General features: G+C 51.0%; 14 protein-coding genes. All 14 read right to left on the bottom strand.

All coding sequences use genetic code 11. From position 1 onward, the window contains the following. Window positions 1-33 precede the first annotated feature (33 nt). The 14 genes from FHS16_RS22870 to FHS16_RS22805 all read right to left on the bottom strand — a co-directional run bounded on the left by FHS16_RS22870 (window position 34) and on the right by FHS16_RS22805 (window position 18,024). A complete protein-coding gene (locus tag FHS16_RS22870) occupies window positions 34-1,224 on the bottom strand; it encodes an ABC transporter permease (RefSeq protein ID WP_183568301.1) in 1,191 nt (396 codons plus the stop codon). Beyond that, the gene (locus tag FHS16_RS22865; RefSeq protein ID WP_183568298.1) at window positions 1,166-1,933 is read right to left on the bottom strand and encodes an ABC transporter ATP-binding protein; all 768 of its coding nucleotides are present in this window, start codon (window positions 1,931-1,933) and stop codon (window positions 1,166-1,168) included. Before FHS16_RS22865 ends, FHS16_RS22870 begins: the two co-directional genes overlap by 59 nt. Beyond that, window positions 1,930-3,429: an efflux RND transporter periplasmic adaptor subunit gene (locus FHS16_RS22860; protein WP_183568295.1), complete on the bottom strand. Its 1,500-nt coding sequence runs from the start codon at window positions 3,427-3,429 to the stop codon at window positions 1,930-1,932. The genes FHS16_RS22865 and FHS16_RS22860 overlap by 4 nt, the downstream gene beginning before the upstream one ends. A 261-nt stretch (window positions 3,430-3,690) precedes the next feature. Then, window positions 3,691-5,097 carry a UDP-N-acetylglucosamine 1-carboxyvinyltransferase gene (murA, locus tag FHS16_RS22855; protein ID WP_183568292.1) on the bottom strand — a complete coding sequence of 469 codons (1,407 nt, stop codon included), beginning with the start codon at window positions 5,095-5,097 and terminating at the stop codon, window positions 3,691-3,693. Window positions 5,098-5,397: 300 nt separating this feature from the next. Beyond that, the gene (locus tag FHS16_RS22850) at window positions 5,398-5,664 is read right to left on the bottom strand and encodes a DUF1146 domain-containing protein (RefSeq protein ID WP_183568289.1); all 267 of its coding nucleotides are present in this window, start codon (window positions 5,662-5,664) and stop codon (window positions 5,398-5,400) included. A gap of 135 nt (window positions 5,665-5,799) precedes the next feature. Next, complete coding sequence (locus tag FHS16_RS22845; RefSeq protein ID WP_246431907.1) at window positions 5,800-8,976, bottom strand: S8 family serine peptidase; 3,177 nt, start codon at window positions 8,974-8,976, stop codon at window positions 5,800-5,802. A 577-nt stretch (window positions 8,977-9,553) separates the two neighbouring features. Next, window positions 9,554-11,104 carry an NADH-quinone oxidoreductase subunit N gene (locus FHS16_RS22840; RefSeq protein WP_183568286.1) on the bottom strand — a complete coding sequence of 517 codons (1,551 nt, stop codon included), beginning with the start codon at window positions 11,102-11,104 and terminating at the stop codon, window positions 9,554-9,556. A gap of 3 nt (window positions 11,105-11,107) precedes the next feature. Then, window positions 11,108-12,742: a complex I subunit 4 family protein gene (locus FHS16_RS22835; protein ID WP_221226452.1), complete on the bottom strand. Its 1,635-nt coding sequence runs from the start codon at window positions 12,740-12,742 to the stop codon at window positions 11,108-11,110. After that, complete coding sequence (gene nuoL, locus FHS16_RS22830) at window positions 12,739-14,610, bottom strand: NADH-quinone oxidoreductase subunit L (RefSeq protein WP_183568283.1); 1,872 nt, start codon at window positions 14,608-14,610, stop codon at window positions 12,739-12,741. The genes FHS16_RS22835 and nuoL overlap by 4 nt, the downstream gene beginning before the upstream one ends. 8 nt (window positions 14,611-14,618) lie before the next feature. Continuing rightward, window positions 14,619-14,921 (bottom strand): NADH-quinone oxidoreductase subunit NuoK, encoded by a 303-nt coding sequence (gene nuoK / locus FHS16_RS22825; protein ID WP_076266239.1) that lies wholly within the window; start codon window positions 14,919-14,921, stop codon window positions 14,619-14,621. 4 nt (window positions 14,922-14,925) lie between these two features. Then, window positions 14,926-15,441, bottom strand: a complete 516-nt coding sequence (locus tag FHS16_RS22820) for an NADH-quinone oxidoreductase subunit J (protein WP_183568280.1) — start codon at window positions 15,439-15,441, stop codon at window positions 14,926-14,928. Continuing rightward, complete coding sequence (gene nuoI, locus FHS16_RS22815) at window positions 15,442-15,891, bottom strand: NADH-quinone oxidoreductase subunit NuoI (protein WP_183568277.1); 450 nt, start codon at window positions 15,889-15,891, stop codon at window positions 15,442-15,444. Window positions 15,892-15,907: 16 nt separating this feature from the next. After that, on the bottom strand, window positions 15,908-16,924 hold the full coding sequence (gene nuoH / locus FHS16_RS22810; RefSeq protein ID WP_281379166.1) for an NADH-quinone oxidoreductase subunit NuoH: 1,017 nt from the start codon (window positions 16,922-16,924) through the stop codon (window positions 15,908-15,910). Continuing rightward, complete coding sequence (locus FHS16_RS22805) at window positions 16,924-18,024, bottom strand: NADH-quinone oxidoreductase subunit D (RefSeq protein WP_183568274.1); 1,101 nt, start codon at window positions 18,022-18,024, stop codon at window positions 16,924-16,926. Before FHS16_RS22805 ends, nuoH begins: the two co-directional genes overlap by 1 nt.

The raw sequence follows: 18,024 nt of genomic DNA, 5'->3' as shown, positions 1-18,024 counted from the left end.
GAGTGCGAATGATAGGGTAGAACTCCCAAACGTCTAATCATGGCGAAGGGCGTCAACAGGCCGCAGGCCTGCCGCTTTATTTGCAGGCAAATAACCGAATATGACACCGACAAGCGCAGAGAAGACGAATGCCAGCCACACCGTATCTATCGGAACCTCCGTCTCCGTTTTCATAACCATTCCTATAATAAAAGAAGCGATGTAGCCGAGCCCGATGCCGAGTGCTCCCCCAAGACCGCTTATGCATACGGCCTCGACGAGAAACTGGAATAGGATATCCCGTTTTTTCGCCCCTAGCGACTTGCGTATGCCGATCTCTCTCGTTCGCTCCGTGACGGATACGAGCATAATGTTCATGATGCCGATACCGCCCACAATCAACGAAATAATAGCTACATAGATGAGCTGCCTATTCATCGTCTCATTCACCGAATTAAGCGTCTCCATTGCTTCCTCTTGATTAAGCACCCGGTAAGCATTCTCATTTCCTCTGAACTTCTCATAGAGAACCGCTTCTACTGCAGTAACCGTACGATCCATGAGGCTCGTTTCCGATACGGTTAAATGAATTGTAGATACGCCGCTTGTTTGAAATACTTTTTGCGCGGTCGTTACGGGAATTAGAATTTTCTCGTCGTTCGAGCCTGTCAACGAGCTGCCTTGCGATTCGAGCAATCCGACAATGGTAAAATGATACCCATTGATCGTAATTTTTTTGCCAACTGCGGCAGACGGATCCTCTCCCTCATCCTCGAACAGATCAGTCGCAGTAGCCACGCCGATCAGCGCTACCTTCGAATTGTTCTTAATATCCGGAGAAGCAATATATCTCCCGTCCTGCACAGGGAAATCCTTAACCTCCTCATATGCCGCAGTAATGCCCTCTACGGTCACGGACACTTGCGTTTTCCCATACTTTGCGTAGCCAGTCGCGCTGGTTACAGGAGCAACGCCCGCTATATTCGAAACGTCGCCCAGCTCATTTGCCTCATCGACAGACAGTGTCGTAACCGTACCGCGGCCAAGAATCGTAACGGAAAGCGAATTCGGGCTGCCCAGAGAAGATACTTGTTTGGCTACTTCATTGGAGGATGCCTTCCCCATTGCCACCAAAGCGATAACCGTCGCAACGCCAATTAGTATGCCCAGCATGGACAAGATCGTTCTAAGCTTGTTGGACAATACGCTCTTGACTGCCATCTTGAAGCCTTGCGTAAGTTTCATCGCTGCTCCTCCTCTCTTGCGCCTGCTCGCTCAACACCCCGTCTCTTATAATAACCGTACGGCTAGCCAGCTTTGCCACTTCCATATCATGCGTAATCAGCACAATGGTCTGTCCCGCCCGGTTCAGCTCCTCCATCATGCCAAGCACTTCCATGCCTGTCTTCGAATCCAGTGCACCTGTCGGCTCGTCTGCCAGCAGCATAGGCGGATTGGTAGCCAGCGCTCGTGCGATGGCAACCCTTTGCTGCTGACCTCCGGATAATTCGCTCTGGCGATGGTGCATGCGCTGACCAAGCCCTACACGCTCCAGTGCATCCATCGCCCGCAGCCTGCGCTCTTTGCCCGAAAGCCCTCTATAGATTAACGGAAGCTCGCAATTTTCAAGCGCCGTAAGCTTGGGAAGCAAATGATAGCCTTGAAAAATAAAGCCAATCTTCTTATTGCGCATTTCCGTCAGCTTATTATCGCTTTGCCCAGTTACTTCAAGCCCTTCCAGCTTGTAGCTGCCCTCTGTCGGCAGATCCAAACAGCCGATAATATTCATTAATGTCGACTTGCCCGACCCCGACGGCCCCACGATAGCCAAAAAATCACCATGGTCAACCTTGAGCGATACCTTATGCAGCACCGTCGTCTTCTCGCGTGCCATGACATAGGATTTCGTTATATTGGACATTTCAATTAATGGAATGTTTGCAGCTGCATTCATCGCGTACCACCGCCAGTTGTACTTCGAATGCCGCCTCCGCCGCTCATTCCTCCACCGCCCATGCCCATTCCGCCTCCGCTCGGGAAAGCCATGCCACCGCCCGGAAAGCCGCCTTGCTGCATCGTTTCCTCTGCATCAGAGCCCATACCCGCTGTGCCTTGCGCGATTGGAACGAGTACGTTATCGCCTTCCTCTAGTCCTTTGACAATTTCGACAAAGCTTTCATCACTTAACCCCGTGGTCACCTCAACCAGTTGGCCTTCAAGGCCACCTATCATTCTCCCTCCGCCTGTACGCCCTCCAGCTGCTCCGCCTGCTTGACCAGACGATGCAGTCCCTTGCTGCCCGCCTGCTGCTCCGCCTGATTGGCGAGTCGGTGCAGTTCCTTGCCGGCCGCCTGCTGCTCCGCCTGCTTGACCAGACGGTGCAGTCCCTTGCTGCCCGCCTGCTGCATCACCCGTTTCTTGGCCTGCTTGCGTACGCCCTCCCGGCGCACTGCCCGCTTGGCCAGATGGAGCTGTCCCCTGCTGCACGCCAGTAGTTGCAGATGCTTCGCCATTCTCGCTTGGTACGCGAACGAACGATTTGGTACCCATCTCCACAACAGCATTCACGGGAACGAGTACAACATTTTCCTTCGCCGCAATCGTAATCGCTGCTTCGCCCGACATCCCCGCCTTCACGCCTTCAATATCTTTAAGGAGAATACTCACATCAAAGGCGGAAGAACCATTGCTTGAGGTTCCCTCCATCGCAATTTTGGATACCGTTGCAGCAACGGTATGATCCGTAATCGCACTCAATGACAGATCGACGGCTTGACCCACCTCAACGAGCGAAATATCAAGCTCATCTACAGAGGTAACAAACTCCAGCTTCGTATAATCTACAATTGTCGCTACTGTCGTATTTGCGTTAACCTCGTCGCCTACTTCGATCGTCATTTCGGTAACCTCCCCATCGATCGAGGCCGATACAACCTTTTCTTCTTTCGCCTGCTCTTCGTAAATCTCTTGCAATTCATCCTCGTAATCTTCGATCTCCGTATTCGCAGCCTCCATGTTCTTTTGAAGGGATTGTTTTGTCGCCTCTTCGTTTTCCGTTCCTGTCGCTTCTTTATAGCTTTCCTGATAGCCCTCTATGGATTCCTTAAGCTTTGTTATGCTTTTTTCAATCGACGATATTTTATCTTCATTATCTTCAGCCGCTTCGAACGTTACGAGCGCTTGGCCGGCTTTGATCTTATCCCCTACCTTCACACTGACCGTTGCGATCGTCCCGCTTTTTCCTGCCGTGACCGTTTCACGCGAATTCGCTGCAACGGAGCCCGTTCCGCTGATCTGCTTTAGAATCGAACCTTTTGTTGCAGCCACCGTTTGCGAAGTTGGCGTAACGCTCGCAGTTGCTTTTTCTTGTGCAAAATAAAAATAATAGGCCCCTGCGCCTGCAGCCGCCAAAATTAATACGATGCTAATTCCTATCGTCCATTTCTTCATTCGCTTGCATCCACCCTCCATTGGTCTAAGTCAGTTAGAATATAGCATCCTAAAATGAACGGAAGATGAACAAGCCAACGCAAAAAACACAGCTCCCTCTTCTTAACAGAGAAGAAACCATGCTGAACCGTTCCTTATAATCGAACAGCTAATCTGATCATTCGCCATTCAAGCACGATATATTAAAGAAGCTGTTTCAGATAGGCCTGTTAAGGCTTATTTGAAACAGCTTCTTTAATTGCTTTGCACCGATGCGGGCTGTTACGCCCAGGTAGGCTGAATCTTGAGGACAGCTACCTCTTTCTCACGTTTAAATGGCACTGCCGCTTCAACCTCTGATACGACTGCCGAGACCGCGACTGCCGGTGCAGCCTCGCGAGCGAACGATGCTTCAGGAGCGTGTTCCTCTTCCATCTCGACACGATAAATATCCGCACCTAGAGAAGCCAGCTTGCCGGTAATGTCGACATACCCGCGGTCTACGTGGTGCAGGCCTGTTACTTCCGTTTCGCCATCTGCGCGCAATGCCGCACAAATCAGCGCCGCGCCTGCACGCAAGTCAGTCGCGCATACTTTCGCTCCTGTAAGCGGCAAACCACCGCTGACAATAGCTGTTCGTCCATCGACCTTTATTTGTGCGTTCATTTTCTGAAATTCATCCACATGCATGAAACGATTCTCAAATACCGTTTCTGTCACTACGCTTGTGCCTTCCGACACGAGCAGAAGCGCCATCATTTGCGATTGCATATCTGTTGGAAAACCAGGATGCGGCAGCGTTTTAACATCGACCGATTTCAATACTGGGCCTGCTTGCACACGGATGCCGTTATCGCTCTCCGTAATCTCTACGCCCATTTCTTGAAGCTTGGAGATCACTGGGGTCAAATGGTCCGCAATGGCACCTTCAACGAATACGTCACCGCCTGTAATAGCAGCAGCTATCATGTAGGTTCCCGCCTCAACGCGGTCAGGAATGACATTATGAACGGCTCCATACATATGATCCACGCCTTCAATACGAATAACACCCGTACCTGCGCCGCGTACCTTGCCGCCCATAGCATTAATATAATTGGCGAGATCAACGATTTCCGGCTCTTTAGCAGCATTCTCAAGAATGGTTGTGCCATCAGCCAGAGCAGCCGCCATCATAATATTTTCGGTTGCGCCTACACTGGCCACATCCAAATAAATTTTGGCGCCTTTTAGACGGTTTTTCGCACTGGCTTCAATAAATCCATGGCCAAGCGTAATCTCCGCGCCCATCGCCTCAAAGCCCTTCAAATGCTGGTCGATCGGACGAGTCCCGATTGCGCAGCCTCCAGGCAGAGAAATTCTAACCTTCCCGATACGGCCAAGAAGCGGGCCCATGACGAGAAAGGATGCGCGCATTTTGCGAATAAGCTCGTAAGGAGCTTCAAAAGACGTAATAGCCTGCGCGGTAATGCGCATTGTTTCATTATTATAGGATAATTGTGCGCCTAAAGAGGCCAGCACTTTCTGAATCGTCATAACGTCGTCGAGGAGGGGTACGTCATGGATGACGCTGTCTCCTTCTGTCGCCAATAATGAGGCCGCTAAAATGGGGAGTACTGCATTTTTTGCTCCGCTGACACGGACCGTTCCCTTCAAACGCTGGCCTCCGCGGACGATAATTTTGGTCATCTTATGGTTCCCTCCGCGAACTGCAATTTCTATTACATATTCGTGTATTTTCTAAAATAGCTCATTTTACCCAAACTTCATCTTATCACTCAACTACATAAAACGACAAGGTCTAAATTTTTAACATTTTTTGTACGCGCTTCCCTCGGCAATTAACGATCTTTTTCAACAGAAAAGGCTTAATTGGGAGCAGGAAATTACGTCTTTTGTTTCATATAGGCCCTAATTCATATTTATTCGTGCGCTCTTCGTTTTTTGAGTCCGTCATGTATTACCCATTGTTGACATATTTCGCATTTGTTATTCGACAAAGCTTTTGAGCAGCACAGTGTAGCCCCAATATTCCAAAATGAATTTCGCTAATAAATGACCCATTATAATCGCTACAAGCACTTGAAACATTCGGGCCTTCGGACTGCGCGGAAACCGAAAAAAGGTTTCCCACTTAATCTCCTGCACGACAAACCAAACAAATACGATGCTAAGAATGACGATGACGATGGAAAACAACCCCGTCATGCCCGTGTAGGTTTGTACGTTTCTATACAGCTCATTGTCTACGTTCATACTGCCTCCCCGGCTTCCCTTCTTAAAGGTTAAGGCAACCTCCGCTTACAACTGAAAATAAAAAGAAATGATTTTTCCGATGTTTGCCGCCTATCTTTCAAACGAATAGAGAAGCCCAATTGTTTTATGAAAATTTTAGGTCATCACACGATGCAGGAGGACAGTGAAGTCCGCACGGCTTGCTTGCTGCTTTGGCTTGAAGCCGCCTGAATTCACACCTTCGAGCTGGCCGTTCACCTTCATCGCAAACAGCATAGGAGCCGACCAATGCGTTCTAGATACGTCAATAAACGGATCCGCTATCGGCAGCCGAGGCTTCACGCCTTCGGCATAGCCGATAATTAGCGCCATCTCTGCCCGGGTAATGGGCTGGTCCGGCTTGAACGAGCCGCCTGGGAAGCCTTTTACCCAGCCTTGGCCGACAGCGCTCGTAATGGCGGCATATGCCCAATGATTAGCCGGTACATCTGTAAACCGATTTGTATTCACCGAACCTTTAGGGATGGGCTTGTAAGCTTTCACGACCATGGCGACAGCTTCGGCCCGCGTTATCGCCCGTTTTGGCTCAAAACGATTGTTGCCCGTTCCGTTAATGATGCCTTGTTTGTTCAACGCCACGATTTCATTTTGCGCCCAATGCCCTCTGATATCCTTAAAGCCAGCTATCAGCTCTTGAGCCTGAAGCTTCAGCTGGTAATACTGCTTGTCGAAAGGGGCATCCGCTTGAAGCTTTGCGTAGTAAACGCCGGGCTGCAGCAGCTGCTCTTTCGTCTGAAGCTTGCCAAGTTTGCCTGTGCTTGCCGTCGCTATTTGTTTCATACGTTTGTCAAACAGCTGCAGCTTCAAATGAATATCCATAGGAACCCCTGATACGGCTAAACCAATCATACTGGATGCCGCAACGCGGAACTGAAACCAATCCACATCAGAGCTGCTGCTTATAACACCCAAATATTCCGTGCCTGGATTAATCATAAACGCTTCATAGGACTTATCATTTGGTTCATTCGGATCGTCGTATTTGGGCGTATAATCCATTCGAAGCGTGTAAGTGCCGAGTGTCGGGCTCGCTTCAGAAGAGATCGCATTATGAACACGAATATAATATTTGCCAGGAGTCACCGTTATGACTGGAGACTTCTCCGTCTCGCCTTCAGATTCATCATCGTACACCATGAGCTGCTGACCGGCCTTCTGCAGGGCAAGACCCGGATCTATTCTTGCCGTATTCGTGCTGAGCGAGAGGCTCAGCTTGCCGCTCTGCGAGAAGGTTACGGCATACCAATCCCGATCCGCCAGCTGATGAAAGTTGCCCGTAATCGTCTGGGATCGAGGCTGCAGCGTCGAAGCTTCGTACGATTTATCGTTTTGCTCATAGTAGTCCTGCTTCATGGTAAAGGTCGACGTGAGCAGGTAAGGCAGCTTTTCGCTGCTGTTTTGGTTAATAAGCTCCAGATGAATAAGATGCTGGCCTTTTTTCACATCAATCTCAATGGAACGATTAGCCAGCTTCGTGTCATTCGTGCTCTGCCGCGCGCCGTTCGTATATTGACTGATCCGAACCGGCGGCACGATTTTGCCGCTGGCTACCAAACCCTCGTACTGAAGCGTAAGCTTCCCGTCAAAAGGCGTATCGATCCGGTACCAATCATGATCCGCCGTTCCGCTCAGCAAACCAGAAATCTGCGTGCCAAGCGGAAATCTCGCAGCCGTCTTTTGGCTTTCGTTCGGCTCGAACCGATCGGTCTCCAGCGCGGCGCTGACAGCTTGATCAATCTGCAATATACCATAGCCTGAGGAGCTGTCTGCTCCGGCCGTGCCGATATCCTTGGCCGTTTGCCGCAGCAGCTCGCGAACCTGATAAGGCTTTAACGTCTTGTAGCGCGCCCATATAAGCGCTGCAGCAGCGGCTGCTTGCGGAGCCGCCATCGACGTTCCTTCCTCTTTCTTATACGAGCCGCCTACTGCCGTGGTATATACATGCCAAGGAGCAACCAGATCGAGCTCAGTACCGCGATTGGATCTGGCATCAACAGCATTGTTCGTCTTTACGCCGCCTACCGCGAGCACGGTGGGATAAGCAGCCGGGTACTTCACCGCGGCTTTCTCGCCCATCGCAACGCCGTCATTGCCCGCCGCTGCCACAAGCAGCACACTTTTGCTCTCCGCATACTGCACAATATCGAGCATGTATGGCGAATAGCGATGCAATCCTACCGATAGCACGACAATTTTAGCGCCGGCGCGAACCGCATACAATATCGCCTCGCCCAGCTCCTGCTCCGTACCGTCTCCACGGTGATCTAATGCTTTAATCGGCATAATTTTGGCTCTCCATAAGATGCCCGATACACCGATTCCGTTATTTCCTTGAGCTGCAATAACGCCGGCGACGCTTGTGCCATGCCCATTATCGTCCTCCGGCGGCTTTCCCGGCTCAACTAGATTTGCGCCCGGAACGAGATTATCGACTAGATCAGGATGGTTAAGATCTACGCCGGTATCCACGATCGCTATCGTCAGCTCACGCTGCTCACGCACCGTTTCCCATGCCTTCTTCGCTCCGATCTGGCCCAAATACAGCTGTTTAGGCAGCTCAGGGTCATTCGCAGTCAACGATGCAGCAGTTGATGCAGCAGTTGATGCAGCTGCCGCTGCGACCCTCGCCGCTGAATCGGCTGCCGCATCCGCTGGCTGCTCCGCTTCAGGGGAGGGAGAGCCGGCGTCAGCCTCATCAGCCGGCAAGGAGAGCATGTGCACCAAGCCATTCGGGTGCACATATTCCACGCCCGGCAGGCTCTGCAGCCGGCGGAGCCATTCCTGTACGTCCGCGTCCTTGTCGGCCGGACGTATCAGCATGACCGCCGCCTCATTCTGGCGGCGGAGCACCTGTGTCCCGCGCAGCTCATGTTCGAGCGCGGGGCTGCGCCATTTGAGCAGCCAGCTTTGCGGCTGCTCGGTGTCCTTGCCAGCCGTGCTAGCAGCGGCGGCGAGCGCCGCAGGCGCCGCTCCGGGAGCGAGCCCTGCGGGGGCTATGCCCCCGAGGGTGACGCTCCCGAGCAGCAGCGCGAGCAGCGCCTGGCGGAGCAGGCTGCGCGCGGCGAGCGTGCCCTTTAGGGCGCCTGCAAGCTTGCGCAGGCGTTTGGCTTCGGCAGGGGCCGCTAGTGCCCGTGCCTGCAGTCCCGCAGACCCAGCTGCGCTCAGTCCCGCTTCTTCTACTTCCTTCAGCTCCACAGTCCCAGCTGTCCTCGGTCCCGCTTCTTCTGCTTCCTTCAAGCTTGAAGCATCATTATGTTCTATTCGTTTAATCATCACATTCTGCCTTTGCATATCGGATCCGTTATAGGTAGTGCCTACTTTCAATTAAAAACTGCCACTCTTTACAATTCTCTTTCAGGCTAACGAATCCCTTGTTGCCCATGGACAAAAGGACGAAAGACCTACAATCCCATTGCTGCCACATATCCTATAGGGCGATATCTGGCTCTTTCTATTATTTCCCGGTAAATATGTACTAGAATAATGATCAGTTATGAATGTTCCTCACGTCTCAAAGACTACTGAAATGAACCATTCCTCCCCTGCTGCTCATTACCCATATCAATTATGAATGAAACAATCACAATTTCTATTGGCTAAGCCTACAAATGATCTATCCTTACAGCCGGTTAGCCAAACAAACTGTACAGTTTATGCGATGGGCTATCAAATATACTTCCTGTTTACCATGCACACTTTGCTCATCCCGTGGTACAACTGCCAGAAGCTGACCTAGCCCCATCGATTTCTTCCAAAAAGGGATTGCCCGCGGCACCGAATGCATGACCGCTTGAGCAACCCCCTAAACATAACAGCGATGCAGCAGCAAGCTGCTTAGCTTGCCCTATCGCTAATTGTTGATCATCAGATCACTTTGCAGCGAGAAGATCGCGTTGATCCATTCCATAACGGGACCAGGAAACAAGCCGAGCGCCAGCGTCGCCGCCGCGCATGCCCAAATGACGATCCCCGTTTCGGCCTTGACCCGGATCTCCCCTTGCTCGCTGCCGCTCCGCATGAACATCTGCCGCACAAAGCCGAAGTAAAAATAATAAGAGATTACGCTGCTAAGGACGATAACCCCGACCAGCCAATATGCCTTTGCATTCGCAGCTCCCAGTAGAATAAACAGCTTGCCGAAAAACCCGCCCGAAACGGGTAAGCCCGAGAGCGACAAAACAAACACAACCATAGCCGCCGCAGTCCAAGGAGCACGGTAATACATCCCCGCGAAGCTTTTAAGCTCCTCGTTTCCGGAAGAACGACTTACTGTACTGACGACAGCAAATGCTCCTATCGTCATAAATAAGTAAGCGATTAAATAATAGATAAATTCGGAAAAATTACTGCTATGGACGACCGACAGTGAAATACCGATAGGAACGAGCATATATCCCGCATTGGCTACACCCGAGAGTGCAAGCAGACGTTTTGTATTTTTCTGTCTAAGCGCAGCCGTCGCGCCGACTAGCATAGCTGCAGCAGCCAGCACTAGAAGCGCAAGCCAGATGTCCTTGGACACAATGGCATTCTCGTCTTGCAGCATTAATAGCGTACTGTAAAAGATTCTAAACACAGCCGCGAGCGCTGCGCCTTTGGCAATAACAGCTAGAAAGGCAGATATCGGAGTCGGCGCACCTTGATATACATCAGGCGCCCAGGCATGAAACGGAGCAGCCGCAATTTTAATGCCGAAGCCAGCGATCATGAAGAAAAAACCGACATAGGCTAGTGCCTTGAAGTCAACAAGGGCGTCCGGCAATGCCGCTGCAATGCTTCCGAGATCGACAGAGCCTGTTATTCCGTATAAATACGACATGCCGAACAATATCATAGCGGAGGATATCCCTCCTGTTACTACGTACTTGAAGGCAGCTTCTGCCGATAAGCCGGATTTCCTCCTCATGCCCACCAGCACGTAGCTCGTCAAGCTAAGAAGCTCCAATCCGATATACAGCGTCACCAAATTTCCTGACGAAGTCATCATCATAGCCCCAATGAGCGCAGGCAGCAGCATATAGTAATATTCTGCACGATCCGTAATGGCTTCATCATCCCGGATAGAACCAAGCGCAAGCAGTACGATGAGCCCCGTTCCGGTTAAAAACACAATCTTCAGCAAGCTGGCGAAATCATCGATCCGATAGCTGTTCGCAAGCAGCCTGATCGCCTCGCTCGAAACGCCGCCCTCGTTCATGTCCAGCATTCGCAGCAGCACAAGCAGCAGCGAAGCAGCAATCCCGGCAAGCGTCAACCAACCTATTGTCTGCCGCGTTATCCGTTTTGGCAGCAGCAAATCCAGGAGAACAAGAACAATGAACACCGCCGCCAGCAAAAACTCCGGGGCAAGATAGAGCATATCCGTCCATGTCAGCGGCACGAATGAAACGCCTTCGTACATGATCTAACCCCCCGCCCTAGTTGCAAGTAATTGATCGAGCAGGCCATCCATGCCAAGCTGCACCGTATCTGTCAGCACCGATGGGAAGCAGCCGAGCAGCAGAATGAACGCCAGCAGTACAATCATCGGAACCGCTTCGATGAGCCTCGCGTCCTTAAGTGCGGCATAGTCGTCCCGCTGCGGTCCAAATGTGATTTTCAAAACCGCTCGAAGCATATAAACTGCGGTCAAAATAATACCGAGCACCGCTGCCGCAGTCAGCCAGCGCTGAGTCTCGAACAGACCCAGCAAGGAGAGAAACTCGCCTACAAAGCCGGACAAGCCCGGCAAGCCGAGAGACGCGAGTCCTGCCGTAAGCAAAACCCCGCTAATGAACGGCATTGAGCGGGCCAAGCCGCCCAGCTCGCCCAGCTCGGTCGTTCCAGTTCGCTCGTAGATGCTGCCTACGATCAAGAACAGCAGCGCGGACACAAGGCCGTGCGAGACGAGCTGAAAGACTGCTCCCTGCAAGCCAAGCTCGTTCATCGCAGCCAAGCCTATCAGGACAATTCCCATATGGCTGATCGAGGAATAAGCGAGGACAAGCTTTAACTCCTGCTGCCGCAAGGCAAGCAATGCCCCGTACAACAGGTTAATGACTCCGAACACCGCAAGCGGAATCGCAAATGCGCGCGCCTGCTCAGGGAAAAGCAGCAGGCCAAATCGCAGCAGGCCGTATGCCCCCATCTTAAGCAGCAAGCCGGAATGGATCATAACGATAGAGGTTGGTGCTTCTGTATGCACCTTAAGCATCCACGTATGGAAAGGAAAAATCGGCAGCTTGATGCCAAACGCTACGAGCAGCATAATGAACAGCGTCCATTGCATCGTATCTGACATCAGAAAAGGATTGATTGTGCCGATCTGCTCGGGAGCAAGGTTCACCCATGCCTCTGGATTCGACAAGTTGCTGAATATGTCCATATAGCTTCCGCTGTATATAAAGCTAACCTGGTCTCCGATCTGGTCGATACGGAAGCCGGCGGTATTCACGAGAATAACAAATGCCGTCAGCATAATAGCCGAGCCGATTCCATTGTAAATCAAAAATTGGTTGGCCGCCCGTTCGCGATTAAAGTAGCCCCAAATTCCGATTAGGAAATACATCGCAATAAGCGTAACCTCGAATAAAATAAAAAACAAAAAGAGGTCGCGGGCCAGGAACACGCCGAGTATGCCCATCTCCAGCAATAGAAACCATATAAAAAATGACTTCCATCTTTTTTTAACTTGAATCGCCGCAAGTGACGCCATGGCCGAGACAAGTGTTGTCAGCAGCAGCAGCGGAATGGACAACCCATCCACGCCCAGCTCGTATTGGAACGCAAACTTGAATTCAGAAAGCCCTGCCGCCTGGGTCTCCTTGTTCAGCGGAATCTCCGCCCAGCTCTGCCGCTCATCGAATGCCGCTCCGCCCTGCTGCTTGTCATACTCCGCGTAAAGCCAGAACGATAGAATAAGAGGGATCAGCGTAGCGATAACGACCGTCTTCTTCAACCAGTTGCTTCGATGCTGCGGAAGCGCCAGCAGCACAATTACGCCTAATAGCGGCGAGAATAAAATAAACGACAAGATTGGAATATCGTTCAGGATGCTCATGGCAGGAACCTCCTTCCAACGATGGCAACCACAATAATAACAAATCCGATAATGGCTGCTAAACCATAGGTTTGCGCTTGGCCGTTCTGCAGCCTCGCTGCCGTACGGCCAGCTGTGCTGACGGCAGCTCCCGCAAAGCGGACGACTCCGCCTACAACGTGAGTATCGAATGCCAGCAGCATAGAGCTAAGCAGCTTTAAAGGTTTTACAAATAGGGCAATATACAGCTCATCGATATACCAGCCTCTTTCCAGCATATTAACAAACCACGGTTTTTTTTCTTGCCGCGCTGCTAGGCTGAGCCTTTTTTTTCCATAAACTAGCCAGCCAATGTACAGGCCGAGCAGGCCTACAGCTACAGAGCCAACGATAGCAACGCCGCTGGCATGCACTTCTTCCGGTCCGTCCGTAAGCCACTTGCCGAACCAGCCGTTCCACGGCGTCTCAATAAACCCGGAAGCAGCTGCAAAAACGGCAAGCACGATCAAAGGAAGCGTCATCACAGCCGGTGATTCATTAGCGCCGGCTGAAGCCGCGCTTGGCCTCCCTCTAAATACAAGAATGAATAGACGGGACATATAAAGGGCTGTGATGAAAGCAGTCGCCAACCCGATAACGAATAGCAGCGGATTGGTATCCCAAGCAACCGCAAGAATTACATCCTTTGACCAGAAGCCGGAAAACGGCGGGATGCCGGACAGCGCTAAAGCGCCAATCGCAAAGGTCCATGTCGTCACACGCATTTTCGAGCTTAATCCGCCCATTTCGTTGATGTTCTGAGTATGTACGGCATGAATAACGCTTCCCGCTCCCAGAAACAACAAGGCTTTGAAGAAGGCGTGAGTGATTAAATGAAAGATGCCGCCAGTTAGAGAGCCGAGACCAAGCGCCATCATCATATAGCCAAGCTGACTCACGGTCGAATAGGCAAGGATGCGCTTCAGATCATTTTGAGCCAAGGCAACCGTCGCGGCAAATATAGCGGTGAATCCGCCTACATAAGCGATTGTTTCCATCGCCGCAGCTGAATCCTGGAAAATATCAAACGTCCGGGCAATAAGAAATACGCCTGCGGCGACCATTGTTGCCGCATGGATCAGCGCACTGATCGGCGTCGGTCCTTCCATCGCGTCAGGGAGCCAGACATGGAGCGGAAATTGACCTGATTTGCCGATGGCGCCTACAAATATAAGCAAAGCGATAAGCGTCGTAATCCCGTTCGTAATGGCGCCCGACTGCCCGTCGAAAACACTCTGAATCGTTGTGAAATCGAGTGCATGCTCCGGCATATACCAGAACAGCAGCAGAATAGCGAGCAGCAGGCCGACATCACCGATCCGCGTTACGATGAAAGCCTTTTTGGCCGCTGCGCGTGCCTTGGGCAGTGTAAACCAAAAGCCGATGAGCAGGAACGAGCATACACCGACCAGCTCCCAGAAAATATAAAGCGACAACAGGTTATCAGACAGCACAAGACCCAGCATCGAGAAGGTAAATAAAGAAACATAACCATAAAACACCGTAATTCGTTCATCATTCTTCATATAGCCTGCCGAATACAGCTGAACGAGGAAGCTGATAAACGCAACGACTGACAGCATCAATGAAGTAAGATTCGTGATCTCGAATCCAATCCGAAGAGAGTAACTCCCGATGGCAAGCCACTCAAAGGATTTATTGTAATCCAATGGACTATTCGCTAGTCTATCTACCAATATGAATAAGGAATACGCAAAGGCTCCAAGCGAGCCTAAAGAGCCGATTATTACGCCGGCACGCCGATAACTGCGGCCGAGCGCCGTCAAAATGAGGAAAGCTGTCAGCGGAAACAGCGGGATGAGCCATGCCGTTTGTGTCCATTTATCCATACGCTGCGCTACCTCCTCATTTTGTCAAATTCGTCGACATTAACCGTTCCCCGCATGCGGAACAATGCAATTAATATGGCTACGCCTATAGCCGCTTCGGCTGCTGCAACCGTGATCGTGAACAACGAGAATATTTGGCCCGTCAAGGAAGGAACAACGCCATACTTCGAGAAGGCAATTAAATTCAAGTTCACCGCGTTCAGCATAAGCTCGAGCGAGAGAAGGACCACCACAGCGTTTCGCTTCACTAAAGCCCCATAAAGCCCAATACAAAATAAAATTGCCGCCATTGTTAAATAGGAGGGTAGCATGCTTTCAATCCGCCTCCTTTTTGGCAAGTACGATCGCTCCAATGAATGCAACCGTCAAGAGCACTGATAGAAGCTCGAAAGGGATAACATAACCTGTATATAACAGCTCCCCAATTGCCATCGTATTGTCTTCGCTTTGCTGAAACACTGCCGGCTCAGGAAATGTAGTCGTACGTATCGCATAAAACAAAACGCCGAATAAGCTGAGCGCGGCAATCGCCGCTAGCGATTGATGAATCGGTTTTGCAGGCTCAGTCTCGCCTGCGTGGTGCTTCGTCATCATGATGCCGAATATCATGAGGATCGACACTGCCCCTGCATAAATCAGCACCTGCACGAAAGCAACGAATTCCGCTTCGAGCAGCACGAACATTCCCGCCAGCCCTAGAAACACCGCTGCCATAGAAATAACCATATGGACTACCTTATCCAAGCTGATCATCAGCACGGCTCCGCAAATCATGATCGCCGAGAAGACAAAAAAAGCAGTGAATTCGCCTGTAAAAGCTATGTTGAACAACTATTTCGCGCCCCCTTTGGCCGGCGCTCCAATATTGTTGTTATCCTGCCGGGTTAGCGTATTATTATCGGTGAGCCACTGCGCATCCTTAAACAAGTCATCGCGGCTGAATGTCGCCAGCTCAAAGTGGTTGGACATGACAATGGCTTCCGTCGGACATACCTCTGTGCAAAGATCGCATAAAATGCAAATCTCAAAATTGATATCGAACGTATCGATGACCTTGCCTTTTTTGTCCGGATCGGGATTCGGCTTGCCTGTCAGCGATATGCAATCCGTTGGGCAAATACGTGCACATTGATTGCACACGATGCATAGCTCCGGTATAAAATGCTGGATGCCGCGAAAGCGATCCGGCATGACAAACGGCACGTCAGGATAGGAAGTGGTCACTTTTGGAGCCGTCATCGATTTGAGCGTTACGCCCAGTCCTTGCAGCATTCCTTTCATTTCCTTCTCCCCTTTGCTAGTTCTTAATAAACAATTCCAAATAGATGGCTGTCAAGAATACATTGAGCAAAGATAAAGGCAGTAATACCTTCCAACCAAGCCCCATCAATTGATCTACGCGAATTCTCGGCAGCGTGGCACGAATCCAGAACAGAAAAAACACGATAAACGCAAACTTGAGCAGAAACCAAATGATGCCCGGCACAAACGCAAGGAAAGGAGCAGGCGCATGCCAGCCACCTAAGAAAAGTACAGTAGTCAACGCCGCAATCGCATACACGTATACATACTCGGAAAGCATGAAAAACGCGAAGCGAAAACCGCTGTATTCAACATGATAGCCTGCCACAAGCTCTGACTCCGCTTCAGGAAGATCGAAGGGTGTGCGATTCAGCTCCGATACCGCTGCAATGATAAAGATAATGAAGCCGATAATCTGGGGAATGAAATTCCAATCCCAGAACCAGCCTCCGCTTTGCGCCGCTACGATATCACGCAGATTCAAGCTGCCGCTCAGCAGAATAACGCCGACAACCGAAATGACGAGCGGTACTTCATAGCTTATCATTTGCGCAGCCGAACGCATACCCCCAAGCAGTGCGTACTTGTTATTGGACGCCCATCCGCCGAGCACGATTGCCAACGTCGAGATGCCTGACAACGCGACGTAGTAGAGCAGCCCCACATTCAAGTCCGCGAAGTATAGATTTTGCGTATAAGGCAATACGGCAAGCACGGAAAAGGCGGGAATGTACGCCAGTACAGGCGCAAGAATGAACAGCGCGCGGTCAGCTTTGCGCGGAATGGTATCTTCCTTAATAAGCAGCTTAAAGATATCCGCAACTGTCTGCAGCATTCCGAACGGCCCAACGCGATTGGGTCCGATTCGCAGCTGCATCCAGCCGATCACTTTTCGCTCGAAATAAATGGCATAGGTGACAAACCCCAGTACGATGAACAGGAACACGAGTGCCCATAGGAACAGTACAAGCGCGCTCCCCCACGTCAGCGGCTGGTTAAGCCAAGACTGCATCAGCAATCGACCTCCCCGACGACAATATCAATGCCGCCTAATATCGTGATGAGGTTCGTCATGGTCTCTCCTACAAGCAGCTTCGGCAATATTTGCAAATTCACGAAGGAAGGCCGCCTGAATTTGAGCCGGTAAGGCTCTGCTTTGCCTTTGGAAACGATATGGCACCCGATTTCGCCGCGCGGCGACTCGATTCTCACATACACCTCGCCGGCAGGCGGACGAAGCACGCGGGGAACCTTCCCCATCGTATCCCCGCCTTCTGGGAACTGCTCCATAGCCTGTTTTAGAATGCGCAAGCTCTGACGTATCTCCTCCAGCCGTATACGGTAACGGTCATGGCAGTCGCCTGTTTTGCCGAGCGGTACGTCAAAGTCGAATTTGGAGTAGAGGCTGTACGGCTCAGCTTTGCGAATATCGAAATCAACGCCGGTGCAACGCAGATTCGCACCTGTAAGTCCATAATCTATGGCGGTCTTGGCATCGTATGCCCCGACTCCTTTGATACGGGCAAGAAAAATTTCGTTTCCGCTTACAAGCTTGTCGTACTCCATAAGCTTATTCTCCATGTACGGAATAAAGGCGCGTACTTTATCCAGCCAGCCTGGAGGCGCATCCCACTTGACCCCGCCGACCCTCATATAGTTATACGTCAGCCTAGCACCGCATAGCTCGTTGAATAAATCAATAATCATTTCCCGATCGCGGAAGGCATATAGAAATGGGCTCATTGCTCCAATATCAAGCAAATAAGTCCCCCACCATACCAAATGACTCGCTACACGCTGTAGCTCCATGACGACTAGCCTAAGATATTCAGCGCGCTGAGGCACTTCGAGTCCCATCATCGTCTCAACCGCATGTACGAGTACATAGTTATTGGTCATGGCGGAGACGTAATCCATTCGGTCCGTATAAGGAATTATTTGCGTGAAATTCAGGCTTTCTGCAATCTTCTCTGTACCCCGGTGCAAATAGCCCATTACGGGTGTTGCCTCCGTAATGACTTCACCGTCAAGCTTGACGATAATACGGAATACCCCATGCGTGCTTGGATGCTGGGGTCCTACGTTTAGAAGCAGTTCTTCTGTTCGGATCAA

The sequence above is a fragment of the Paenibacillus endophyticus genome, assembly GCF_014192395.1.
Classification (GTDB): domain Bacteria; phylum Bacillota; class Bacilli; order Paenibacillales; family Paenibacillaceae; genus Pristimantibacillus; species Pristimantibacillus endophyticus.
The sequence above is the reverse complement of the archived record's forward strand: the minus strand, read 5'-3'. Positions and strand labels throughout refer to the sequence as shown.